Source organism: Pseudomonas sp. NPDC088890, from assembly GCF_044900155.1.
Classification (GTDB): domain Bacteria; phylum Pseudomonadota; class Gammaproteobacteria; order Pseudomonadales; family Pseudomonadaceae; genus Aquipseudomonas; species Aquipseudomonas urmiensis.
On sequence record NZ_JBJDNG010000001.1, the window covers coordinates 324,659 to 348,264 of the forward strand.

Here is a 23,606-nt window from a genome sequence, read left to right on the forward strand (position 1 = left end):
GCCCCTTCGTCTAGTGGCCTAGGACACCGCCCTTTCACGGCGGTAACAGGGGTTCGAGTCCCCTAGGGGACGCCATTTTTACCCGCGTTTTGCGGGGCTTTAAAGGCTCATTCGCATATTGGATGGGCCTTTTGTTTTCGGGGCTATAGCTCAGCTGGGAGAGCGCCTGCATGGCATGCAGGAGGTCAGCGGTTCGATCCCGCTTAGCTCCACCATTTTGCCAGGATTCGTGAAAGCGGATCTCTACGAAGCTTACATGTCCCCTTCGTCTAGTGGCCTAGGACACCGCCCTTTCACGGCGGTAACAGGGGTTCGAGTCCCCTAGGGGACGCCATTTTTACCCGCGTTTTGCGGGACTTTAGAGGCTCATTCGATTATTGAATGGGCCTTTTGTTTGTCTGTAATTCCACTTTTCTTGAGCGCCGACCAGAGGTCGAAGATTTCGCTTGCCTAAAAATATTATAGGGATAATATTTCAACCATAATATTTGCGAGGCAGGCCATGAGCGACAAGAAGAGCAAGACCCGCGAGCGCATTCTCGACGCAGCCTGCAGTGCGCTGATCCAGCAAGGCCCGGCGGACCCCAGTGTGAGCCAGGTGATGAGTGCGGCTGGGTTGACGGTGGGTGGTTTCTACGCGCATTTCGACAGCAAGGACGAGCTTATGCTGGAGGCTTTTCGCCAATTGCTCGGCGAGCGCCGAGGCTTGCTCGCCCAGGTCGATCCAGCGCTGGATGGTGCCGGGCGTCGCGCCTTGGCCGCGGCTTTCTACCTTTCGCGCAAGCACCGTGACGCTCACCAGCACGCCTGCCCGCTACCTAACTCCCTGAGCGAAATGCAGCGCCTGCCTGAAGCGTTTCGCGAGGTGCTGGCCGAGCATGTCGAGTTGATGACGGCGCAGATGGTCGATTGCCCGGAAGACATCGATAAAGCTTTTGCCGACCTGGCCCTGATGGTCGGTGGTTTGGCCCTGGCTCGCGCCTTGAGCGGCACCGAGTTATCCGACCGTATCCTGCGCGCCGCCAAGTCGGCGGTGATCTGAGCAACCTCAACCCTGGAGCAAGACGATGACTACCCTGAGCTGGATTCGCGGCGTCAACGGAACTCTCGGTCGGCTGGCTCCCGAGCATGTTGCCGGCAAGATGCGACGGGCCTTCATGACGCCCCGCAACCTGCCACCCAGACCGTGGGAACTGCCGCTGCTGGCGCGTGCTGAGCGGATCACCTTGCGCTTCGGACTGTCGGCCCTGCGCTGGGGGAATGGCCCTACCGTGTTGATGATACATGGCTGGGAAGGGCGTCCGACGCAATTTGCGGCGCTGATCGAGGCATTGGTCGATGCGGGTCACACGGTGGTCTCCCTCGAGGGTCCAGCCCATGGCCGGTCGCCTGGTCAGCAAGCCAACGTGGTGCTGTTCGCCCGCGCGCTGCTCGAAGCCGCTGCAGAGTTACCACCATTGCGGGCGGTGATTGGCCATTCCATGGGCGGCGCCAGTGTCATGTTGGCCTTGCAATGGGGGTTGCGCACCGAGGCCGCAGTGAGTATCGCCGCGCCTGCGCAGTTAATCGGCGTGTTGCGCGGCTTTGCTCAGCGTTTAGGGCTACCTGCGCGGGCCAGGGCAGCGTTCATTCGCCAGATCGAACACGATGTCGGCATGCAGATCGCCCGCCTGGACGTCAGTGGCTACCAGCTGGAGCTACCGGGCCTGGTGGTGCACGCGGCTGACGATCAGTTAGTCCCGGTCGGCGAGGCGCAGCTTATCCACAAGGCCTGGTTCGACAGCCGCCTGATGCTGCTGGAAGAGGGCGGCCACCAGCGAGTGCTGGCCGATCCGCGCCTGAGCGAAGCGGTGCTGGATTTGCTCGCGCGCACTCAGGAACCTACCCGGCAAAGCGCTTGAGCTTGGGTTACACTCCGCCCGTTCACTGACTTTGGGAGCGGGCATGAGCTGGGATTTGGCATCGCCATTTATCATCGACCTTCGCGTCGGTGCCGACGACATCGATGGCCTCGGCCACGCCAACAACGCGGTCTACGTCACTTGGCTGGAACGCTGCGCATGGCGCCACTCGCAGCGCCTGGGGCTGGACCTGGCCGAATACCGCCGTCTGGACCGGGCCATGGCCGTGGTTCGCCACGAAATCGACTACCTGGCCGCCGCCTACGAAGACGACGAGCTGCAGCTGGCTACCTGGATCATCGACTGGGACCAGCGCCTGCGCATGACCCGGCGCTTTCAGCTTAAGCGCCCACGCGATGGTGCAATCTTGCTGCGGGCGCAGACCACCTTTGTCTGCATCGAACTGTCCACTGGCAAGCCTAAGCGCATGCCGACGGAATTTATCGAGGGTTACGGTCAGGCGCTGATCGGTGCCTGAACTGCTGTGATTGTTTGCTAGACTGCCGCCTTTTTCGCCGAGACCCCTTCATGCAAATTGCCCTGGCCCCGATGGAGGGGCTGGTCGACAACATTCTGCGCGACGTGCTTACCCGCGTCGGCGGCATCGACTGGTGCGTTACCGAGTTCATCCGCGTCTGCGACCGCCTGCTGCCGCCTTCGCAATTCGACAAGCTCGCCCCGGAGCTGCGCCTGGGCGCACGCACGGCGGCGGGCGTGCCGATGCGCCTGCAGCTGCTCGGCTCGGATCCGGTGTGCCTGGCGGAAAATGCCGTGCTGGCTTGCGAGCTTGGCGCGCCGGTGATCGACCTGAACTTCGGCTGCCCGGCCAAGACCGTGAACAAGTCGCGCGGTGGGGCGGTACTGCTCAAGGAGCCGGAGCTGTTGCATGCGATTGTCAGCCAGGTGCGGCGGGCGGTGCCGGCGCATATACCGGTGACGGCCAAGATGCGCCTGGGCTTCGACAGCCCTGACGGCGCACTGGACTGCGCCACGGCACTGGCCGAGGGTGGCGCTGCGCATCTGGTGGTGCATGCGCGCACCAAAGTTGAGGGCTACAAGCCGCCGGCACACTGGGAATGGGTGGCGCGCGTGCAGGATGTGGTCAAAGTGCCGGTGTTCGCCAACGGCGAAATCTGGACAGTGGATGACTGGCGGCGCTGCCGTGAGGTCAGCGGGGCAGAGGACATCATGCTCGGTCGCGGGCTGGTGTCGCGGCCAGATCTGGCCCTACAGATCGCTGCCGCGCGGGATGGGCGCGATTACCAGCCGTTGGATTGGCAAGCGTTGCTGCCGCTGCTGCGAGAGTTCTGGCGCCAGGCCCAGGCCAAGCTGTCGCCGCGCTATGCGCCGGGGCGCATGAAGCAGTGGATGGCGATGTTGACCCGCAGTTATCCCGAGGCAGTGGTGATGTTTGCAGAGCTGCGGCGGGTGGATGACTGTGAGCGGATCAGCCAGCTGCTGGGGGTGGATAGGCGTGAGGCGCGGTGCGAGGCGGTAGCCTGATAGAACCTGTTGTGTGAGTGCGGGCGTTATCGCGGGGCAAGCCCGCTCCCACAAAGAGCTAGAAAAAAATTTTGCGGTCTGCACTTGAAACCTTTTCCCTGGACCTTATCTCTTGAGTACGCGATGCCGAAGTCGGGTCGCGTAATGACTTACTTGCTGAATCTCAGGAGTTTATGACCATGACTACCGCTTTCTCTCTTGCACCACTGTTCCGCCATTCCGTTGGCTTCGACCGTTTCAATGACCTGTTCGAATCCGCGGCACGTAACGAGGCGGGTAGCAGCTACCCACCCTATAACGTGGAAAAACATGGCGATGACCACTATCGCATCGTGGTTGCCGCAGCTGGCTTCCAGGAAGACGATCTCGACCTGCAGGTTGAAAAAGGCGTGCTGACCGTAAGCGGAGGCAAGCGCGACGCAGGCAACGCCGCGGCAGTGACCTATCTGCATCAGGGCATTGCCCAGCGGGCCTTCAAGTTGTCGTTCCGCCTGGCCGATCACATCGAAGTGAAGTCGGCAGGTCTGGCCAACGGTCTGCTCAGCGTCGATCTGCTGCGCGTCGTCCCGGAAGAGGCCAAGGCCAAACGCATCCCGATCAACAGCGACAAACCTGCGCTGAACTAAGCTTGTCGGGATGTACCAAAGGGCACCTTCGGGTGCCCTTTCTACGTGTCATGGATGTACATGTTATGGATGTACATAGCGTGGGAGCGGACTTGCCCCGCGATTTGCCAAGGCACAAGTGGCGAAGCCGGCCTCGCAAACGAGAATCGCGTGGCAAGCCCACGTATTTCTTTCAGTAGTCAGCTGGCGCTTCCAGCAGCATCTGCCGGAACTCCTGCAGCGGCAGTGGCCGGCTGTGCAGGTAGCCCTGGTACAGGTGACAGCCCAGCCGCTCAAGAAACTCCAGCTGCTCGGTCAATTCCACACCCTCGGCAATGACCGCCAGCTCAAGACTGCGGGCCATGGCCACGATGGCGCGGACGATCTCGGCATCATTGGGGTCGATCGGCGCGTCGCGGACAAAGGTCTGGTCGATCTTCAGCGCATCCACCGGCAGCCGTTTGAGGTAGGTCAGCGATGAATAACCGGTACCAAAATCATCCATGGCAAAGCTTACGCCATAGCGCTTGAGCTCGCGCATCTTGGCAATGGTGTCCTCCAGGTTCTGGATGACGATGCCTTCGGTAATCTCCAGCTTGAGCATGTGCCGTGGCAGGCGATAGTCGTCGAGGCTGCGCAGCACTCGCTCGACGAAATCGTTCTGGCGGAACTGACGAGGGCTGATGTTCACGCACAGGCTGAAATCGTCGGCATCGATCAGGCCGTCCTGCAGCATATGGGCGCAGGCATCGCAGGCTTCGTCGAGGATCCAGCTGCCAACTTCCAGGATCAAGCCACTTTCTTCGAGTACCTGAATGAACTGGGCCGGTGGCTGCTGGCCCAGTTGCGGATGGTGCCAGCGCAGCAGCACTTCGGCGCCGACGATGCGGTTGTCGCGGGCATCCACCTGGGGCTGGAAGTGCAATGCCAGTTCACCCCGGGCCAAGGCCAGGCGCAGGTCGTTCTCCATGCGCAGGCGCTCGCTGGCGGCCTTCTGCATGGTGGTGTGGAACAGCTGGGTAGTGTTGCGCCCGGAGTCCTTGGCCCGGTACAGGGCGATATCGGCGCGCTTGAGTAGGTCGGCAGGGGTTGCGCCGTGGTCGGGGATCAACGCCACCCCAATGCTGGGGGTCACTTGCAGGCGCTGGCCATCGAGCGACATTGGCTCGGCGAGCAGCTCGCGCAGGGTGTCGGCCAGCTCACGCACTTGGGTTTCGACCGCCTCGCGGCTGCCTTCAAGGCCGGTCAATAGCACCACGAACTCATCGCCGCCCAGGCGCGCCACGGTATCCTCAAGGCGCACGCTGGCTTCCAGGCGCGCAGTGATGATCTTCAGCACCGTGTCGCCGACTGGATGGCCGAGCGAGTCGTTGATGTGCTTGAAATGGTCGAGATCGAGGAACAGCAACGCGCCGCGCAGATTGTGGCGCTTGAGCAGGGCGATCTGTTGGCTCAGGCGATCCATCAGCAAGGCGCGGTTGGGCAGGTTGGTCAGTGGGTCGTGGTAGGCCAGGTGGCGGATCTGCGCCTGGGCGTTTTTCAGTTGGCTGACGTCGCGCGCGGTCAGCAGCAGGCAATCGCTCTCGTTGAGGCTGATGGGTTCTACCGACACTTCGACGGTGAGAATATCGCCGCGCTTGTTGCGCCCGAGCATCTCCCGGTGATGCACCCGGCCGCGCTCCTTGAGCTCGTTGAGCAGGGCGCTGCGCTGTTTGTCATCGGCCCAGATGCCGATCTCATACACCGACTGCCCGACCACCTCGGCAGCGCTGTAGCCGGTCAGTCGGCAGAAGCCATCGTTGACCTCAAGGTAACGGCCGGTCCCACGCTCGGTGATGGTGATAGCGTCGGGGCTGGAGTGAAAGGCTTTGGCGAACTTCTCCTCGCTGGCCTTGAGCGCCGCTTCGGCGCGTTGCTGTTGGGTGATGTCGCGCAGCGAGGTGACGCTGCAGGGTTGGTTGTCGACCGTGATCAGGCGGCTGGAAATCACGCAGGTCAGGGCTGCGCCACTGCGGTGGTTGACCACCACCGCGACATTGCTCAAGTCCTGCTCGCGGATTACCCGCTCGATGCGGTGCGCGCGTTCGGCCGATTCGGCCCACAGGCCAATCTCCTCGGCGGTACGGCCAATCACTTGCTCGGCGTTCCAGCCGAAGGTCTGGGTGAATGCCGGATTGATCTCGATGAACTGGCCAGAATCCTGGCGGGTTACGCAGATCGGGTCGGGGCTGACCTGGAACAGGCTGGCGAACTTCTCTTCCGACGCGCTCAGGCGCAGTTCGCGCTCGACCTGGTCGGTGATGTCGAGCAAGGTGCCGGCCATGCGTAGCGGATTGCCTTGTTCGTCGCGGTAGAGCCGGGCGCGGCTTTCGATGTAGCGCGAGGCACCGTTTTCCAACTCCACCCGGTAGGTGATCTGGTAATTGCCCGCCGGGCCTTCGCGCAAACTGCGATAGGCCTGGCGCATGACATTGCGCTCCTGTTCCGGCACGCCTTCGAAAAAGGCATCGAACGACTCGTGAAAGGGTACTGGGTCGAGCCCGTGCAGCTGTGCGGCGCGGGCCGAGCCATACAGCATGCCACTGGGGATGTGCCAATCCCAGGTGCCCAGTTGTGCTGAGTCCAGGGCAAGGTCCAGGCGCTCCTGGCTGTCCTTGAGTGCCTGTTCGGCGCGCTTGCGTTCACTGGTGTCGACGAAGGTACTGAGCAGGAACGTGACGCCTTCAAGCTCAATGCCCTGGGTGCAGAGGATGCCGTCGTGGATCTTGCCGCTGCTGGCGCGAAACTGCACTTCCATGGTCACCGGGCCGCTGGTGATGCGGGTGGCTTCCAGCACCTGGTGGCGCTGATCGGGATTGACCCACAGGCCGAGCTCGATGCTGGTCTTGCCGACGATCTGCGCGCCGGGCCAGCCGAACATGTCTTCGAAGTGCTGGTTGACCTCGAACAGCATGCCGTCGTTACGGCGGGTCAGGAGAATCGCATTGGGGCTCAGGTGGAAGAGGGTGGCGAAGCGTTTTTCCGAGTTGATCAGGGCGGTTTCGCGTTCACGTTGGCGGGTGATCTCGCGGATCACTCCGATCATCTGCCGCCGGCCATGGCGGTCTTGGGTCAGGCTGCCGTTGATCTCCAGCCAGTGCAGGCTGCCATCTGGCCAACGGATGCGATGGCGCATGGCTTGTTCGATCGGTTCGCCGTTGACCACCGCCTGAAAGGCCTGGCGGGTGCGCGCGCGGTCCTCTTCAGGCAGCAGGTCGAGGTAGTCGATGTCGCTGGGCAGCGGCCGCTGCGGGTCGAAGCCGAATAATGCCTGGGTGCCGCGCGACCAGCTGACCCGACCGCTCTCGATGTCCCACAGCCAAGCGCCCAGGCGTGCGCCATTGAGGGCGGCCAATAGTTGTGGGGCATTCTGCCAAGCCTGTTCCGACGCCTGCGGGTCGGCCGCAGGAATGCGCGGCAGGCGCGCAAAGCGATTAACTGATTTGGGCATCGTTACCAGACCTTTGGCGAATGACGCGTCCCTGAGAGTGAAATGCCGTGCTGACGAACGGTCAGGCGGGCCCTGCGTGGCTGTCGAGCAGGGCCATGAACGCCCTGGCCGCGTTCGACAGCGTTCGCTCGGTGTGCAGAATGTAGCCTAGCTGTCGCGACAGCTTTACGCCGGGTAAAGCGATGGGTGCAACTTGCTCATCGAGCATGGTGCGCGGTAGCACGCTCCAGGCCAAGCCAATCGACACCATCATCTTGATGGTTTCCAGGTAGTTGGTGCTCATGGCGATGTTCGGGGTCAAGCCCTGGCTTTCGAACAGGCGTTGGACAATGTGCCGGGTAAAGGTGTTGCCGCCCGGGAACACGGCCGGGTGGCCGGCGACGTCGGCCAGGCTGACTGCGCCGTTGCTGGTCAATGGATGTTCCGGGGAGGCGACGAAATCCAGCGGGTCGTCCCACACCGATACCGCCCGCACCAAGTGGTGCGGCTCGGGAGCCAGCGTAATAACGGCAATTTCGGCGCGGCCATGGAGAATTTCATCGTAGGCCGCTTCCGAATCGAGGAACTGAATATCTAACGCTACTTTCGGGTGCTCGCGGGTGAAAGCCCGTAAAAGCGGGGGTAGACGGTGTAAACCAATATGGTGGCTTGTTGCCAGGGTCAGCCTACCGCTCACTTCGCCGGTCAAATTGGTCAGCGCACGTCGAGTATCATCCAACACGTTGAGGATTTGATAAGCCCGCGGCAGCAATGCTCGCCCGGCCTCGGTCAAGGTGACCTCCCGGCCCAAACGATCGAACAGGCGGACGTCCAGTTGCTGCTCAAGTCCAGCGATACGTTTGCTGATTGCCGGCTGGGTCAAATGCAGGCGTTCGCCGGCCCCGGAAAAACTGCCCGTCTCGGCAATGGCGATAAATGCGCTCAGATTGGCCAGGTCCACCTTTTGTATTCCTTAAGGTTATCCAAAGCATAAAAATTATGAATTTGAGTTATTCAATTTAACCCCATAGCATCGACCGTACAAGCCAAGGGGTTATTGGCATAGAAACACGCTGATGAGGAACAGTCTGATGGCTGGCAAAACGCTCTACGACAAACTCTGGGATGCGCATGAAGTCAAGCGACGCGACGATGGCTCGTCCTTGATCTACATCGATCGCCACATCATTCACGAAGTGACTTCGCCTCAGGCCTTCGAAGGCCTGCGCCTGGCTAACCGCCAGCCATGGCGCATCGACGCCAACATCGCCACGCCCGACCACAACGTGCCAACCACCCCTGAGCGCAAGGGCGGCATCGAGGCCATCGCCGACCAGGTGTCGCGCCTGCAGGTGCAGACCCTCGACGAGAACTGTGACGAATACGGCATCGTCGAATTCAAGATGAACGACGAGCGCCAAGGCATCGTTCACGTCATCAGCCCAGAGCAGGGCGCGACCTTGCCAGGCATGACCGTGGTGTGCGGCGACTCGCACACCTCGACCCACGGCGCCTTTGGCGCATTGGCCCACGGCATCGGTACCTCCGAGGTCGAGCACGTGCTCGCGACCCAGTGCCTGGTGGCCAAGAAAATGAAAAACATGCTGGTGCGCGTCGAAGGCAAATTGCCTGAGGGCGTCACCGCCAAGGACATCGTCCTCGCCGTGATCGGCAAGATCGGCACCGCCGGTGGCAATGGCCACGCCATGGAGTTCGCCGGTAGCGCCATCCGCGATCTGTCGATGGAAGGGCGCATGACCATCTGCAACATGTCCATCGAGGCCGGTGCCCGGGTCGGCTTGGTGGCAGTGGATGACACCACTATCGATTACGTTGAAGGGCGTCCCTACGCGCCGACGCCTGCTCAGTGGAGCCAGGCAGTGGCCGCCTGGAAGGGCCTGGTCTCCGACGAAGATGCGGTGTTCGACACCGTGGTCGAGCTGGACGCTACGCAAATCAAGCCGCAGGTCAGCTGGGGCACTTCGCCCGAGATGGTATTGGCGGTCGATCAGCGCGTACCGGACCCTGCTGCCGAGCCAGACTTGATCAAGCGCGGTTCGATCGAGCGGGCGCTCAAGTACATGGGCCTCAGTGCTAACCAAGCGATCACCGATATCCGTCTGGATCGGGTGTTCATCGGTTCGTGCACCAACTCGCGGATCGAAGACCTGCGCGCCGCTGCCGACATTGCCAAAGGCCGCAAGGTCGCGGCCACCGTCAAGCAGGCGCTGGTGGTACCGGGCTCGGGCCTGGTCAAGGCGCAAGCTGAACGTGAAGGGCTGGACAAGATCTTCATCGAAGCCGGTTTCGAATGGCGTGAACCCGGCTGCTCGATGTGCCTGGCGATGAACCCGGATCGCCTGGAAAGCGGCGAGCACTGCGCCTCGACCTCCAACCGTAACTTCGAAGGCCGCCAAGGCGCCGGTGGTCGTACCCACCTGGTGAGCCCGGCGATGGCCGCCGCCGCCGCGGTGACCGGTCACTTCATCGATGTCCGCGAGTTGATCCAAGGGAGCGCAGCATGAAAGCCTTCACCCAGCACACCGGCTTGGTCGCACCATTGGATCGCGCTAACGTCGATACCGACCAGATCATTCCCAAGCAGTTTCTCAAGTCGATCAAGCGCACCGGTTTCGGCCCGAACCTGTTCGACGAGTGGCGCTACCTGGATGTGGGGCAGCCTTATCAAGACAACAGCAAGCGCCCGCTGAACAAAGAGTTCGTGCTCAACCACGAGCGTTACCAGGGTGCCAGCGTGCTGCTCGCCCGCGAGAACTTCGGCTGCGGCTCCAGCCGTGAGCACGCGCCTTGGGCGTTGGACGAGTACGGCTTCCGTAGCGTGATCGCGCCAAGTTTTGCCGACATCTTCTTCAACAACAGCTTCAAGAACGGCTTGCTGCCGATCATCCTCAGCGATGAGGAAGTCGATGAACTGTTCAAGCAGGTTGAAGCCAACCCTGGCTATCAGTTGACCGTGGACTTGCAAGCCCAGGCGGTGACCCGTCCAGATGGCAAGGTGCTGCATTTCGAGATCGACGCCTTCCGCAAGCATTGCTTGCTCAACGGCCTGGACGACATTGGCCTGACCTTGCAGGACGCCGATGCGATCAAGGCGTTCGAGGGCAAGCATCGCCAGAGCCAGCCGTGGTTGTTCCGCGATGCCTGAAGTGTGTAAGTGACGGTACCGGCCTCATCGCGGGGCAAGTCCGCTCCTACAAGGGGCAGCGCTCATCGTGTAGGAGCGGGCTTGCCCCGCGATAGCGCCGGCACAGGCAAAACCCGATAAGGACCGATCCATGACCAGTAGCCAACACACCGACGTCGTTCAGCGCCAGTTCGGCGAGCAGGCCAATGCCTACCTGAGCAGCGCCGTGCATGCCCAAGGCAGCGAGTTTGCCCTGCTGCAGGCCGAGCTCGCCGGCCATGCCGACGCCCGGGTGCTGGACCTCGGCTGTGGTGCCGGTCATGTCAGTTTCCACGTCGCGCCATTGGTTGCCGAGGTCGTCGCCTATGACCTGTCGCACTCGATGCTCGACGTGGTCGCCCGCGCCGCGGCACAACGCGGCCTGGCCAATATCACTACCGAACGCGGTGCGGCGGAACGCTTGCCGTTCGCCGATGCCACGTTCGATTTCGTCTTCAGTCGCTACTCCGCGCATCATTGGAGCGACCTGGGCCTGGCCTTGCGCGAAGTGCGCCGGGTGCTCAAGCCGGGCGGGGTGGCGGCGTTCGTCGATGTCATGTCGCCGGGCAGCCCATTGCTCGATACCTACTTGCAGAGCGTCGAAGTGCTGCGCGACACCAGCCACGTGCGCGATTATTCGGCCGCCGAATGGCAGCGCCAGGTCAGCGAGGCAGGTTTGCATGTGCGCAGCCACAGCCGCCAGCGCCTGCGCCTTGAGTGGAACTCCTGGGTCGAGCGCATGCGCACCCCTGATGCGCTGCGCGTGGCCATTCGCCAATTGCAGCAAGCGATGGGCGAGGAAGTGCGGCAGTATTACCAGATCGAAGCCGATGGCTCGTTCAGCACCGACGTGCTGGTGTTGTGGGCTGAGCGCTAGTTTTTTCCGGCGAAGCCGCTACCGGCGCGCCGTTTGAATGGATAGAGGAAAGCATGAGCAAGCAGATTCTGATTCTCCCAGGTGATGGCATTGGTCCGGAAATCATGGCCGAAGCGGTCAAGGTGCTGGAGCTGGCCAATGACAAGTTCCAGCTTGGCTTCGCCCTGGAGCACGACGTGATCGGTGGCGCGGCCATCGACAAACATGGCGTACCGCTGGCTGATGAAACCCTGGAGCGTGCGCGCAAGGCCGATGCTGTACTGCTCGGCGCCGTTGGCGGGCCGAAGTGGGACAAGATCGAGCGCGACATCCGTCCGGAGCGCGGTCTGCTGAAAATCCGTGCGCAACTGGGCCTGTTCGCCAACCTGCGTCCGGCCATTCTCTATCCGCAACTGGCCGATGCCTCCTCGCTCAAGCCAGAAATCGTCGCCGGCCTGGACATCCTCATCGTCCGTGAGCTGACTGGCGGCATCTACTTTGGTGCCCCACGTGGCCAGCGCGAGCTGGAGAGCGGCGAGCGCCAGGCCTACGACACCCTGCCGTACAGCGAAAGCGAGATCCGCCGGATTGCCCGCGTCGGCTTCGACATGGCCCGCGTGCGTGGCAACAAGCTGTGCTCGGTAGACAAGGCCAACGTGCTGGCGTCCAGCCAGCTGTGGCGTGAAGTGGTCGAAGACGTGGCCAAGGACTACCCGGACGTCGAGCTGAGCCACATGTACGTCGATAACGCCGCCATGCAACTGGTGCGGGCGCCCAAGCAGTTCGACGTGGTGGTGACCGACAACATGTTCGGCGACATTCTGTCGGATGAAGCTTCCATGCTGACCGGTTCCATCGGCATGCTGCCTTCGGCGTCGCTGGATGCCAACAACAAGGGCATGTACGAGCCGTGCCACGGCTCGGCCCCGGACATCGCCGGGCAGGGCATTGCCAACCCGTTGGCGACCATCCTCTCGGTGTCGATGATGCTGCGTTACAGTTTCAACCAGCACGCCGCTGCCGAGGCGATCGAGCAGGCGGTCAGCCTGGTGCTGGACAAAGGGCTGCGCACTGGCGACATCTGGTCGGCCGGTTGCAGCAAAGTCGGTACGCAGGAAATGGGCGACGCAGTAGTCGCAGCGCTGCGGAATCTGTAATCTCTCTGGCCCGCCACCGTTCTGTCTCGGTGGCGGCCCACTTTTAGCAAAGGTGTAGTTGCGATGAAACGTGTAGGTCTGATCGGTTGGCGTGGAATGGTCGGTTCCGTGCTCATGCAGCGGATGCTCGAAGAGCAGGATTTCGACCTGATCGAGCCGGTGTTCTTCACCACCTCCAATGTGGGTGGCCAAGGTCCGAACGTGGGCAAGGATATTGCTCCGCTCAAGGACGCCTACAGCATTGAAGAGCTCAAGACCCTCGACGTCATTCTGACCTGCCAGGGCGGCGACTACACCAACGAAGTCTTCCCCAAGCTGCGCGAAGCCGGCTGGCAGGGTTACTGGATCGACGCCGCTTCCTCCCTGCGCATGCAGGATGACGCGGTGATCATCCTCGACCCGGTCAACCGCAAGGTGATCGACCAGCAGCTCGACGCCGGGACCAAGAACTACATCGGCGGCAACTGCACCGTCAGCCTGATGCTGATGGGCCTGGGTGGCCTGTTCGAAGCCGGTCTGGTCGAGTGGATGAGCGCCATGACCTACCAGGCCGCCTCCGGTGCTGGCGCCCAGAACATGCGCGAGCTGATCAAGCAGATGGGCGGCATCAATGCTGCGGTCACCGATGAGTTGGCCAACCCGGCCAGCGCCATCCTCGACATCGACCGCAAAGTGGCCGAGGCCATGCGCAGTGAAGCGTTCCCGACCGAGAACTTCGGCGTGCCGCTGGCCGGCAGCCTGATTCCGTGGATCGACAAGGAGCTGCCGAACGGCCAGAGCCGCGAAGAGTGGAAGGCCCAGGCTGAAACCAACAAGATCCTGGGCCGCTTCAAGAGCCCGATCCCGGTCGACGGTATCTGCGTGCGCATCGGCGCCATGCGTTGCCACAGCCAGGCGCTGACCATCAAGCTGAACAAAGACGTGCCGTTGGCCGATATCGAAGGCATGATCAGCCAGCACAACCCATGGGTGAAGCTGGTGCCGAATCAGCGTGAGATCAGCATGCAGGAGCTGAGCCCGACCAAGGTCACCGGTACCTTGAATGTACCGGTTGGCCGTCTGCGCAAGCTCAACATGGGTTCGCAGTACCTGGGTGCCTTCACCGTAGGCGACCAGTTGCTGTGGGGCGCTGCAGAGCCGCTGCGGCGGATGCTGCGGATCTTGCTCGAGCGTTGATTGCGCCTGGCTTGACCGAAAACCCGTGCTCTTGCTGAGCGCGGGTTTTTTGCTTTAGGGGGCTGTTAAGGCTCTATCGCGGGGCAAGCCCGCTCCCACGCAAGTTTCGCGGCCAAGGCCGGGCTGGCGTAGGAGCGGGCTTGCCCCGCGATAGCAATAGCGCATCCAAGGCTATTCAAATGCCCTGAAGGTACCCCAAGCCCGATAATCCAAGTAAAGTGCCGCTCCCGCCGAACCCGCAGAGGATTTCCCATGAGCCAACCCTTAGACATCGCCGTCATCGGCGCCACCGGTAGCGTCGGTGAAACCCTCGTGCAGATCCTCGAAGAACTCAGCTTCCCGGTCACAACCCTACACCTGCTCGCCAGCATGGAGTCTGCTGGCAGCAGCGTAATGTTCGCTGGCAAAAAAGTGCGTGTGCGTGAAGTTGACAGCTTCGACTTTAGCCAGGCCCAGCTGGCCTTCTTCGCCGCGGGCCCGGCCGTCAGCCGCAGTTTCGCAGCCAAAGCCCATGCCGCCGGCTGTACGGTCATCGACCTGTCAGGTGGCCTCGATCAGGCGCTGGCGCTGGTCCCGGAAGCCAATGGCGATCAGCTGGCCAAGCTGACCCTGCCTGCGCAGATCACCAGCCCAAGCGCTGCCGCCGTTGCGCTGGCGGTGGCCCTGGCGCCGCTCAAAGATCTGCTGGATATCGAGCGCGTTCAGGTCATGGCCAATCTGGCAGTGTCGGCCCAGGGCAAGGAAGCCGTCAGTGAGCTGGCGCGCCAGACCGCAGAGCTGCTCAATGCCCGTCCATTGGAGCCACGCGTCTTCGACCGGCAGATCGCCTTCAACCTGCTGGCCCGGGTCGGTGCCAGCGATGAGCAGGGCCACACCGCCGTAGAGCGGCGCCTTGTAAATGAGCTACGCGTGCTGCTGGACATGCCTGCGCTGAAGATTTCCGTGACCTGCGTTCAAGTCCCGGTGTTTTTCGGCGATAGCTTGAGTGTGGCCGTACAAAGCCGCCGCCCGGTGAATCTGGCGGCGGTCAATCAGGCCCTGGAAGCGGCCGAGAGTATCGAGCTGGTCGAAGCGGATGATTATCCTACGCCGGTGGGTGACGCAGTGGGCCAGGACGTGGTCTATGTTGGTCGTGTACGCCATGGCATTGATGAAGAGCATCAGCTCAACCTCTGGCTGACCACCGACAATGTGCGCAAAGGCGCTGCACTGAATGCCGTTCAAATCGCTCAATTGTTGATAAAAGACAGGCTCTAAAAGATACTTCTAAGCAATTTTGTCCTATATCACATTTAGATTTTGGGACGATTCATACAAGGGAAGAGGTCATGCTTCGAATTCGCAAACTGGTTTTGGCCATGGCGGCAGCATCTGCGCTGTCGTCCGGCATGGCGAATGCCCTGGGGTTGGGCGAGCTGACCCTCAAGTCGGCACAGAACCAGCCGCTGGACGCCGAGATCGAATTGCTCGACGTGCGCGACCTCTCCGCTGCCGAAGTGGCGCCGAGCCTGGCGTCGCCGGAAGAATTCGCCAAGGCCGGGGTGGCCTATCCACCCTATGTCGAGGACCTGACCTTCACCACGGTGCTCAATCCCAATGGCAAGAGCGTGCTGCGGGTTACCTCCAGCCGGCCATTGAGCGAGCCTGTGGTCAAGTTTTTGGTCCAGGTGATGTGGCCGCAGGGCCGTCTGTTGCGTGACTACAGCGTCCTGCTCGACCAGGCCAAGGCCCAGGGCGAGCAGCCTGCGGCGGCCAACATCAGCGCGCCGGTCAGCGGCGCTGGCAGCTACACCACCAAACGCCGTGACACCCTTTGGCAGATTGCCGCGCGCAACAGCCAGGGCGGCTCGGTGCAGCAGACCATGCTGGCGATCCAGGCACTGAATCCGGATGCCTTCATTGGCAACAACATCAATCAGCTGAAGATCGGCCAGGTCCTGCGCCTGCCGGATCAGCAGCAGATTCAGAGCATTGCCCAAGGCGAAGCGAACCGTGAGGTGGCCGAGCAGTACGCCGCCTGGCGCGAAGGCCGCCGTTTGGGGCCGCGCGCTCGCCAACTCGACGCGACCCGCCGAGGCGCAGCCGAGGCGGCGCCATCGCGCATCGCCCAGGGCGACAACCTGCGTCTGGTCAGCCCTGGCAATCAGGCCGGGGCGGCTGGAGCGAAGGAGCTCAACGACAAATTGGCGGTCGCCCAGGAGAGCCTGGACACCAGCCGACGCGACAACGAAGAACTCAAGAGCCGCATGACCGACCTGCAGAGCCAGCTGGACAAGCTGCAGCGTCTGATCCAACTGAAAAATGACCAGCTGGCTCGCCTCGAAGCCCAAGGCGCCGCCGGGCAGACGCCGCCAGTCGCTGCGTTGCCGGGTGAGCCTGCGCCGGCCCAACCAGCCGTCAACGCCCAACTGACGCCAGCCGAACCGGTCGTCGAGCCAGCCCCTGCTGCGGTCGATACCGCGCCGCAAGCCGCGCCGGGCGCTGAAGCCAAGACGGAGCAGAGTGCACTCGATGAACTACTCGGTAACCCCTTGCTGCTGGGCCTGATTGCCGGCTCGGCGTTCCTTGTGCTGCTGTTGTTGCTGCTGTTGTTGGCACGCAAGCGCAAGGCTCAGCAGGAAGCCGAGAAGCACCTGCGCATGGCTCGCGCCTTGTCGGAGGAGGGTGAGCGCAGCCCGGATCTGGACCTGCCGCCAAGCAGCTTCGATGGGCTGGATGTGTCGGCGCCGAGCGTGACGCTGTCGCCAGCGGTGGTGGCGGCTTCTGCTGCGGCCGCTACGGCGGCGGAGAAGCCTGCGGTCGTCGCCCCGCTGATGGCGCCTGCGCCAGAGCCGCAAGAAGATCCGCTCGACAAGCTGTTGGCCGAAGTCGAACTGAGCCTGCAGCGCGGTCGCCTCAATCACGCCGCCGATCTGCTGGAGACGGCTGTGGCCGCCGAGCCTGAGCGCAGCGACCTGCGCTTGAAACTGATGGAGGTCTACGCACGTCAAGGCGACCAGAACGCTTTTGCCGATCAGGAGCGCAAGCTGGCTGGCGATGAGCAGAACAAGGTTGAGGTCGAATCGCTCAAAGAACGCTTCCCGGCCATGGTCGCCGTGGCGGCTGCTGGCCTTGGTGCGGCGGCCCTGGCGGCAGAGCTGGACGAGCAATACGTTCAGGAGCTGCTGCAAGACGAACAGGATATCCCGGCTGCTGAACCAGGCGAGCCTGAGTCGCTGGTTGGGCCCGAGCCTGTCGTCGAGCCTGAGCCGCAAGAACTTGCCGATGTGACACCCGTCGAAGAGAGCGACCTGGACAGTGCCTTCGATCTGAGTCTGGACGATGACCTGGCGCTGGATGATCAGTTGCAGTCGCCGATCCTGGATGAGGTTGAGCCTGCTAGTGAGCCTGAGGCTCAGCTCGAGCAGCCCGAGGTGGTTGAACCGGCAGTTAGCCAAACGGATGCCGATGATGACTTCGAAGCGCTGCTGGCCCAGGCCCAGGCGGAGGCCGAGCCGCAAAGCGTCGACGACCTGGCCGACTTCGATCTGGATGTCGGTGATTCGCCAGTTGCGGCTCCGGCCGAGGAAGCCCCGGTGGATGTGGCCGCTGAGCTGGCAGCGTTCGACGAGATTCCCGAGTTCGATCCGATCTCCGAACTGGAGCTGCCAGACGATTTCGACCTGTCCCTGTCGCTGGAAGACGATTCGCCCGCAGCGAAGAACTTTGCCTCGGAGCTGGACGACGTCAACGCCGAACTGGACAAGCTCTCGCAGAACCTCGAAACGCCATCGCTGGAGGCGCAATTCACCGCTGCCGACGCCGCGCAGGAGCCAGAGCCGCTGGACGACCTGGACTTTGATTTCTTCTCCGGTGCCGACGAAGTGGCCACCAAGCTCGATCTGGCCCGTGCCTATATCGATATGGGTGATCACCAGGGCGCGCGCGACATCCTCGATGAAGTGGTCAAGGATGGTGATGACGGTCAGCGCAGTGAAGCCGAGGAGATGCTTTCCCGGTTGGTGTAAGGCTTCAGGTCGGTGGTGATCTTTTCGCGGGCAAGCCCGCTCCCACAGGTACCGCATTGATCTTGAGGGTCATGCGATCCCTGTAGGAGCGGGCTTGCCCGCGAAGAGGGCGACGTGGCCCCTGATGCAAGCCCCGCAACGGCAGCCCAGAAGGCTGCCGTAGTCGTTATAATGCCGCCCTTCGTTCCATCCACAGGTTTCAGTTACTTGGACATCATCGACAACGACGCGGCCGAATCGGCGGCCGAAGGCTACTCGCGCATCGCCCTGGGCGTGGAATACAAAGGCGCTCGCTACCGCGGCTGGCAACGCCAGGCCAGCGGTGTGGCCAGTGTCCAGCAGGCCCTTGAGCAGGCGTTGTCGAAGGTGGCCAATGCGCCGATCTCGGTGGTCTGCGCCGGGCGCACCGACGCCGGCGTGCATGCCTGCGGGCAGATCGTGCACTTCGATACCAATGCCGTGCGCGATGAGCGCGCCTGGACCATGGGCACCAACTTCAACCTGCCGCGGGACATCAGCGTGGCTTGGGCACAGCAGATGCCGGCGGATTTTCACGCGCGCTTCAAGGCCACCGCCCGGCGCTACCGCTACGTCATCTACAACGATCCGATCCGTCCGGCGCACCTGGCCGAGGAAGTCACCTGGAACCACCGCCCGCTGGACGTCGAGCGTATGGCCGAAGCGGCGCAGTTTTTGCTCGGTACACATGATTTCAGCGCTTTTCGTGCCAGCCAGTGCCAGGCCAAATCGCCGGTCAAGCACATGTACCACCTGCGGGTCACCCGCCATGGCCAGATGATCGTACTGGACATTCGCGCCACGGCGTTCCTGCATCACATGGTACGCAACATCGCCGGGGTGCTGATGAGCATTGGCAGTGGCGAGCGGCCGATCGAGTGGGCCCGCGAAGTGCTGCAAAGCCGCGATCGCCGCGAGGCCGGGGTGACCGCGCATCCGTATGGCCTGTACCTGGTGCAGGTGGAGTACCCTGAGCAGTTCGTCTTGCCCCAGCGTTACATTGGTCCACACTTTCTCACCGGTTTCGACGCCTTGGCAGACTGACGGGCGAAAAGTGATTTGCTAACATCCGGCCTTTCACCGATTACTCAAGGTTCGCCGTCCATGAGCAACGTTCGCAGCAAGATCTGCGGGATTACCCGCATCGAAGACGCCCTGGCCGCCGCCGAAGCCGGCGCCGATGCCATCGGCCTGGTCTTCTATGCCAAGAGCCCGCGTGCGGTGGACGTGCAGCAGGCGCGGGCGATCATCGCCGCGCTGCCGCCGTTCGTGTCCACCGTTGGCCTGTTCGTTAATGCCTCGCGCTGCGAACTCAACGAGATCCTCGAGGCGGTACCGCTGGACCTGCTACAGTTCCATGGCGACGAAACCCCGGCTGACTGCGACGGTTTTCACCGGCCCTGGATCAAGGCCTTGCGGGTGCGTCCTGGCGATGACCTTGAAGCTCAGTGCAAGCACTACGCCAATGCCAGCGGGATTCTCCTGGATACCTTCGTCGCCGGCGTCCCGGGGGGGACTGGCGAAGCTTTTGACTGGTCGCTGGTGCCGCAGCGTCTGAGTAAACCGATTATCCTCGCCGGTGGTCTGAACCCGGGCAACGTCGGCCAGGCGATTGCCCAGGTTGGCCCGTACGCGGTGGATGTCAGCGGTGGAGTCGAGCAGGCCAAGGGTATCAAGGACGCCGCCAAGATCGAGGCGTTCGTGCGTGCGGTGAAGCAGGCGTGAAGGCAGATGTGACGGCTGGCCGCGCGCCATCGTCCATAGCTATCGCAGCCTTGTGCTGCCAGGCGCGCGTGCTGTTGCAGGCGCAGCCAGGTGCAGAGTCGGTGTCGATGACGCTGGCATGACAGATTGAAGAGGGTTCGGTCGTTCGGGTGGCTTCGCACAGTAGCGGGCCCCGGAGCCGGTCCATCATCGTTTCATTGAAGAATATGAGCTCAAGGGTAGGGCATGGCCGGCCAGATCGGTCCCCGCCCGCCAAATACTGGAGAAAGAAAGCATGAGCAACTGGTTAGTCGACAAACTGATCCCATCGATCATGCGTTCCGAGGTGAAGAAGAGCTCGGTGCCGGAAGGCCTGTGGCACAAGTGCCCAGCCTGCGAGAACGTGCTGTATCGTCCGGAGCTGGAAAAGACACTGGATGTCTGCCCCAAGTGCAATCATCACATGCGTATCGGCGCCCGTGCGCGCATCGACATCTTCCTCGACGCCGACGGCCGTGCCGAGCTCGGTGCCGATCTGGAGCCGGTTGACCGCCTGAAATTCCGCGACGGCAAGAAGTACAAGGACCGCCTGGCTGGCGCGCAGAAGCAGACCGGCGAGAAAGACGCCCTGATCTCCATGAGCGGCACCCTGATGGGCATGCCGATTGTGGTCAGCGCCTTCGAGTTCTCCTTCATGGGGGGGTCGATGGGTGCCATCGTCGGTGAGCGTTTCGTCCGTGCCGCCAACTACGCGCTGGAAAACCGCTGCCCGATGATCTGCTTCTCCGCCTCGGGCGGTGCACGTATGCAGGAAGCGCTGATCTCGCTGATGCAGATGGCCAAGACCTCGGCAGTGCTGGCGCGCCTGCGCGAAGAAGGCATTCCGTTCATTTCCGTGCTGACCGACCCGGTCTACGGTGGCGTTTCCGCCAGCCTGGCGATGCTCGGCGATGTGATCGTGGGCGAGCCCAAGGCGCTGATCGGCTTTGCCGGCCCGCGTGTCATCGAGCAGACCGTTCGCGAGAAGCTGCCAGAAGGCTTCCAGCGCAGTGAGTTCCTGCTCGAGCACGGCGCCATCGACCTGATCATCTCGCGTCAGGACCTGCGTCCGCGCCTGGCTCGTCTGCTGGCACAGATGACTGGCCAGCCGACCCCGGCCGAAGCTCAGGAAGTGGCGGCCGTCGCGTAATGACTCAACGTACCCTCGGCGACTGGCTCGCCTATCTCGAGCAGTTGCACCCTTCGGCCATCGACATGGGCCTGGAGCGTTCGCAACAGGTTCTCCAGCGGCTCGAGCTGGGCAAGTTGGCACCTCGGGTAGTGACCGTTACCGGTACCAACGGCAAGGGTTCGACCTGTGCCTTCGTCGCCGCCTTGCTCCAGGCCCAGGGCCTCAAGGTCGGCGTCTACAGCTCGCCGCACCTGCTGCATTACAACGAGCGGGTGCGCATCGATGGCGTCGACGCCAGCGATGAGCAGTTGTGCCAAGCCTTCGCCGCCGTCGAGGCGGCGCGCGGCGAGATTTCCCTGACCTATTTCGAAATGGGCACCCTGGCGGCGTTCTGGCTGTTCCAGCAATCTGCGCTGGATGCCGTGGTGCTCGAAGTCGGCCTCGGTGGCCGGCTGGATGCGGTCAACCTGGTCGATGCCGACCTCGCACTGGTTACCAGTATTGGCGTCGATCATGTCGACTACCTGGGCGATAGCCGCGAGTCGGTGGCCTTCGAGAAGGCCGGCATCTTCCGCGCGGGCAAGCCGGCCCTGTGTGGCGATCTGCTGCCCCCGCAACCGCTGCTGGACAAGGCCCGCGAGTTGGCCTGCCCGCTGTTGCTGCGCGGGCGCGATTTCGATCTGGCCGAGACGGCCAATCATTGGCAGTGGCGTGGGCGCAAGCTCGATGGCGCGGCGGTCGAGTTGCACGACTTGCCGCTGCTCGACTTGCCAATGGAAAACGCTGCCCTGGCGTTGCAGGCCTACCTGCTGATGGGCTTGCCGTGGGAGGCCGGGCAAGTCCGCCAGGCCCTGCTCGATACTCGCATCACCGGTCGTCTGGACCGTCGTGCAGTGGTCTGGCAAGGCAAGCGCATTGAGCTGCTCTTGGATGTGGGGCACAACCCCCATGCTGCCGAATACCTAGCTCGTCGCCTCGCCGCACGGCCGCCGCTGGGCAAGCGCCTGGCGGTGTTCGGCCTGCTCGCCGACAAAGACCTGCAAGGCGTAGTAGCGCCGCTGCAGGGCCTGCTCGACAACTGGGCCGTGGCACCTTTGGCTACGCCGCGCACGCGCCCGGCGGCTGAGTTGGCAACGGCCTTGACGAACCTCGGCGCTACGGTGAAGTCTTATGCCAGCGTCGAGGCTGCTTTGGAAGGGCAGTGCGCGCAGGCGACGGCAGATGATCAGATCGTGCTGTTCGGTTCGTTTTTCTGTGTCGGTCAGGCCCTGGAATGGCTTGAGCGGCAGGCTCCTGAGGGTGGAGTAGATGGCAGTGCTGGATAAGGGAATGAAACAGCGCATGGTCGGTGCGCTGGTGTTGGTGGCGCTGGCGGTGATCTTCTTGCCGATGTTGTTCACCCGCGAGGACGAAATGCGTCAGGTCCAGGTCGATGCGCCGCAGGCGCCGGCAATGCCGAGCCTGCCGCAAGTGCAGGTCGAGACGATCCAGGTGCCTGAGCAGCAGCCGGTAACGGATATGTCCGAGCAGCCGCCAGTGGTCGTCGATGAGTCGACTGCGCCGGCGAGCACGCCGAGCCAGCCGATTGCGCCAGCGCCGTCTGCCGCGCCGCAGGCCCAGGCACCTGCTGTCAAGCCGGTAGCGCCGGCGCCAGCGGCCAAGGTCGAGACTCGCCCGGCGGCCACTCCAGCGCCGGCGCCAGCAGCCAGCGCCGCGAAGCCTGTAGCACCGTCGAAGATCGACGCCAATGGCCTGCCGGTGAGCTGGTCGATCCAGTTGGCCAGCCTGTCGAATCGTACCGGTGCCGATAATCTGCAGAAAACCCTGCGTAGCCAGGGCTACAACGCCTATATCCGTTCTGCCGATGGCATGAACCGGGTGTATGTCGGGCCATTGATCGAGCGCGCCGAGGCCGAGCGTCTGCGTGATGTGATCAATCGCCAGCACAAGCTCAAGGGCTTCGTGGTCAGGTTCCAGCCGGAGCGTAGCTGACCACGGGCGCCTTCGTGTTCAAGGTATTTGCTGCCTGGCCTGAGGCTATCGCGGGGCTAGCCCGCTCCCACGCGGTACTTGCCAGGCCAGAATTGTGGAGTCTACGCTTGCTACGTGGGAGCGGGCTTGCCCCGCGATAGCAGTAGCCGGGGTAAACAGTCCCTTGAGGCCATGCCGGTAATGCCAATGCCTCACCCCCCGACATTCCGCTTACCCCCGGCCCGCCGCTCTGGTAAAATGCGCCGCCTCAAACGTCTGCAGGCAGCACCGTGGCATTTACCTGGGTTGATTGGGCGATCATCGCGATCATCGCCGTTTCCACATTGATCAGTCTTACGCGCGGCTTCGTCAAGGAAGCCCTGTCGCTTATCATCTGGATAGTGGCGGGCGCTGTGGCCTGGATGTTCGGCGGTTCTTTGTCGCAGTACCTGGAAAGCTATATCCAGACGCCTTCGGCACGGGTCATCGCCGGCTGTACCATTCTTTTCATCGCCACCCTGATCGTTGGGGCGATGCTCAATTTCTTGATAGGCGAGCTGATCCGCGTAACCGGGCTGTCCGGTACCGATCGCTTCCTGGGCATGGCCTTTGGCGCCGCCCGGGGTGCCTTGCTGGTCGTCGTGGCGGTCGGGCTGCTGAGCCTGGGGCCGGTGCAACAGGATCCATGGTGGCAGGAATCACGCCTGATACCACAATTTCTATTGGTCGCTGACTGGTCAAAAAACCTTATCCTAGGGATGACCGGTCAGTGGATGTCCAGTGGGGTCAGCGTACCTGCTGATCTTCCGTTCAAGGAACAGTTGCTCGGGCCTGCCAGGCCTTGAGCGCTCTTCACTCAAGTTTCATCAAAGTAGGGGTTGCGT

General features: G+C 62.6%; 20 protein-coding genes and 2 tRNA genes. 20 read left to right on the forward strand and 2 right to left on the reverse strand.

Going from position 1 to position 23,606, the window contains the following annotated elements:
* The first annotated feature begins 139 nt into the window (after positions 1-139).
* The 7 genes from ACI2JX_RS01495 to ACI2JX_RS01525 all read left to right on the forward strand — a co-directional run bounded on the left by ACI2JX_RS01495 (position 140) and on the right by ACI2JX_RS01525 (position 4,030).
* A tRNA-Ala gene (locus ACI2JX_RS01495) sits at positions 140-215 on the forward strand.
* A 43-nt stretch (positions 216-258) separates the two neighbouring features.
* Positions 259-334, forward strand: a tRNA-Glu gene (locus tag ACI2JX_RS01500).
* Positions 335-502: 168 nt separating this feature from the next.
* Positions 503-1,042, forward strand: coding sequence for a TetR/AcrR family transcriptional regulator (locus ACI2JX_RS01505; protein ID WP_264236968.1), 540 nt, complete (start codon positions 503-505; stop codon positions 1,040-1,042).
* 25 nt (positions 1,043-1,067) lie between these two features.
* Complete coding sequence (locus ACI2JX_RS01510; RefSeq protein ID WP_404689197.1) at positions 1,068-1,901, forward strand: alpha/beta fold hydrolase; 834 nt, start codon at positions 1,068-1,070, stop codon at positions 1,899-1,901.
* 43 nt (positions 1,902-1,944) lie between these two features.
* Entirely contained in the window at positions 1,945-2,379 is a 435-nt protein-coding gene (locus ACI2JX_RS01515; protein ID WP_186557673.1) for a thioesterase family protein, read from the forward strand.
* Positions 2,380-2,429: 50 nt separating this feature from the next.
* Positions 2,430-3,404, forward strand: coding sequence for a tRNA-dihydrouridine synthase (locus ACI2JX_RS01520; RefSeq protein ID WP_264236970.1), 975 nt, complete (start codon positions 2,430-2,432; stop codon positions 3,402-3,404).
* Between the two features lie 179 nt (positions 3,405-3,583).
* A complete protein-coding gene (locus ACI2JX_RS01525; protein ID WP_264236972.1) occupies positions 3,584-4,030 on the forward strand; it encodes an Hsp20 family protein in 447 nt (148 codons plus the stop codon).
* A gap of 172 nt (positions 4,031-4,202) precedes the next feature.
* Here ACI2JX_RS01525 and ACI2JX_RS01530 read toward each other — a convergent pair whose 3' ends face one another.
* Positions 4,203-7,499: a PAS domain S-box protein gene (locus ACI2JX_RS01530; RefSeq protein ID WP_368973052.1), complete on the reverse strand. Its 3,297-nt coding sequence runs from the start codon at positions 7,497-7,499 to the stop codon at positions 4,203-4,205.
* 61 nt (positions 7,500-7,560) lie between these two features.
* Positions 7,561-8,439, reverse strand: a complete 879-nt coding sequence (locus ACI2JX_RS01535) for a LysR family transcriptional regulator (RefSeq protein WP_264236974.1) — start codon at positions 8,437-8,439, stop codon at positions 7,561-7,563.
* 130 nt (positions 8,440-8,569) lie between these two features.
* Here ACI2JX_RS01535 and leuC point away from each other — a divergent pair, with 130 nt between their 5' ends.
* The 13 genes from leuC (at position 8,570) to ACI2JX_RS01600 (ending at position 23,567) form a co-directional block, all read left to right on the forward strand.
* Complete coding sequence (leuC, locus tag ACI2JX_RS01540; protein WP_264236975.1) at positions 8,570-10,003, forward strand: 3-isopropylmalate dehydratase large subunit; 1,434 nt, start codon at positions 8,570-8,572, stop codon at positions 10,001-10,003.
* A complete protein-coding gene (leuD, locus tag ACI2JX_RS01545; RefSeq protein WP_264236976.1) occupies positions 10,000-10,644 on the forward strand; it encodes a 3-isopropylmalate dehydratase small subunit in 645 nt (214 codons plus the stop codon). Before leuC ends, leuD begins: the two co-directional genes overlap by 4 nt.
* A 130-nt stretch (positions 10,645-10,774) precedes the next feature.
* Positions 10,775-11,539, forward strand: a complete 765-nt coding sequence (locus ACI2JX_RS01550; RefSeq protein ID WP_404689198.1) for a class I SAM-dependent methyltransferase — start codon at positions 10,775-10,777, stop codon at positions 11,537-11,539.
* A gap of 53 nt (positions 11,540-11,592) precedes the next feature.
* Positions 11,593-12,675, forward strand: a complete 1,083-nt coding sequence (leuB, locus tag ACI2JX_RS01555; RefSeq protein ID WP_404689199.1) for a 3-isopropylmalate dehydrogenase — start codon at positions 11,593-11,595, stop codon at positions 12,673-12,675.
* A gap of 63 nt (positions 12,676-12,738) precedes the next feature.
* Complete coding sequence (asd, locus tag ACI2JX_RS01560) at positions 12,739-13,851, forward strand: aspartate-semialdehyde dehydrogenase (RefSeq protein ID WP_186557682.1); 1,113 nt, start codon at positions 12,739-12,741, stop codon at positions 13,849-13,851.
* A 252-nt stretch (positions 13,852-14,103) separates the two neighbouring features.
* Positions 14,104-15,108, forward strand: coding sequence for an aspartate-semialdehyde dehydrogenase (locus ACI2JX_RS01565; RefSeq protein WP_404689200.1), 1,005 nt, complete (start codon positions 14,104-14,106; stop codon positions 15,106-15,108).
* A 71-nt stretch (positions 15,109-15,179) separates the two neighbouring features.
* Positions 15,180-17,858 (forward strand): FimV/HubP family polar landmark protein, encoded by a 2,679-nt coding sequence (locus ACI2JX_RS01570; protein WP_404689201.1) that lies wholly within the window; start codon positions 15,180-15,182, stop codon positions 17,856-17,858.
* Between the two features lie 171 nt (positions 17,859-18,029).
* Positions 18,030-18,920 (forward strand): tRNA pseudouridine(38-40) synthase TruA, encoded by an 891-nt coding sequence (gene truA, locus ACI2JX_RS01575; RefSeq protein ID WP_372353341.1) that lies wholly within the window; start codon positions 18,030-18,032, stop codon positions 18,918-18,920.
* 60 nt (positions 18,921-18,980) lie between these two features.
* Positions 18,981-19,601 carry a phosphoribosylanthranilate isomerase gene (locus ACI2JX_RS01580; RefSeq protein WP_264236983.1) on the forward strand — a complete coding sequence of 207 codons (621 nt, stop codon included), beginning with the start codon at positions 18,981-18,983 and terminating at the stop codon, positions 19,599-19,601.
* 274 nt (positions 19,602-19,875) lie between these two features.
* The gene (accD, locus tag ACI2JX_RS01585) at positions 19,876-20,769 is read left to right on the forward strand and encodes an acetyl-CoA carboxylase, carboxyltransferase subunit beta (RefSeq protein ID WP_264236984.1); all 894 of its coding nucleotides are present in this window, start codon (positions 19,876-19,878) and stop codon (positions 20,767-20,769) included.
* A complete protein-coding gene (gene folC / locus ACI2JX_RS01590; RefSeq protein WP_404689202.1) occupies positions 20,769-22,076 on the forward strand; it encodes a bifunctional tetrahydrofolate synthase/dihydrofolate synthase in 1,308 nt (435 codons plus the stop codon). Before accD ends, folC begins: the two co-directional genes overlap by 1 nt.
* The gene (locus ACI2JX_RS01595; protein WP_264236986.1) at positions 22,060-22,743 is read left to right on the forward strand and encodes an SPOR domain-containing protein; all 684 of its coding nucleotides are present in this window, start codon (positions 22,060-22,062) and stop codon (positions 22,741-22,743) included. Before folC ends, ACI2JX_RS01595 begins: the two co-directional genes overlap by 17 nt.
* 269 nt (positions 22,744-23,012) lie before the next feature.
* Positions 23,013-23,567 (forward strand): CvpA family protein, encoded by a 555-nt coding sequence (locus tag ACI2JX_RS01600; RefSeq protein ID WP_186557690.1) that lies wholly within the window; start codon positions 23,013-23,015, stop codon positions 23,565-23,567.
* The last annotated feature ends 39 nt before the right edge of the window (positions 23,568-23,606 follow it).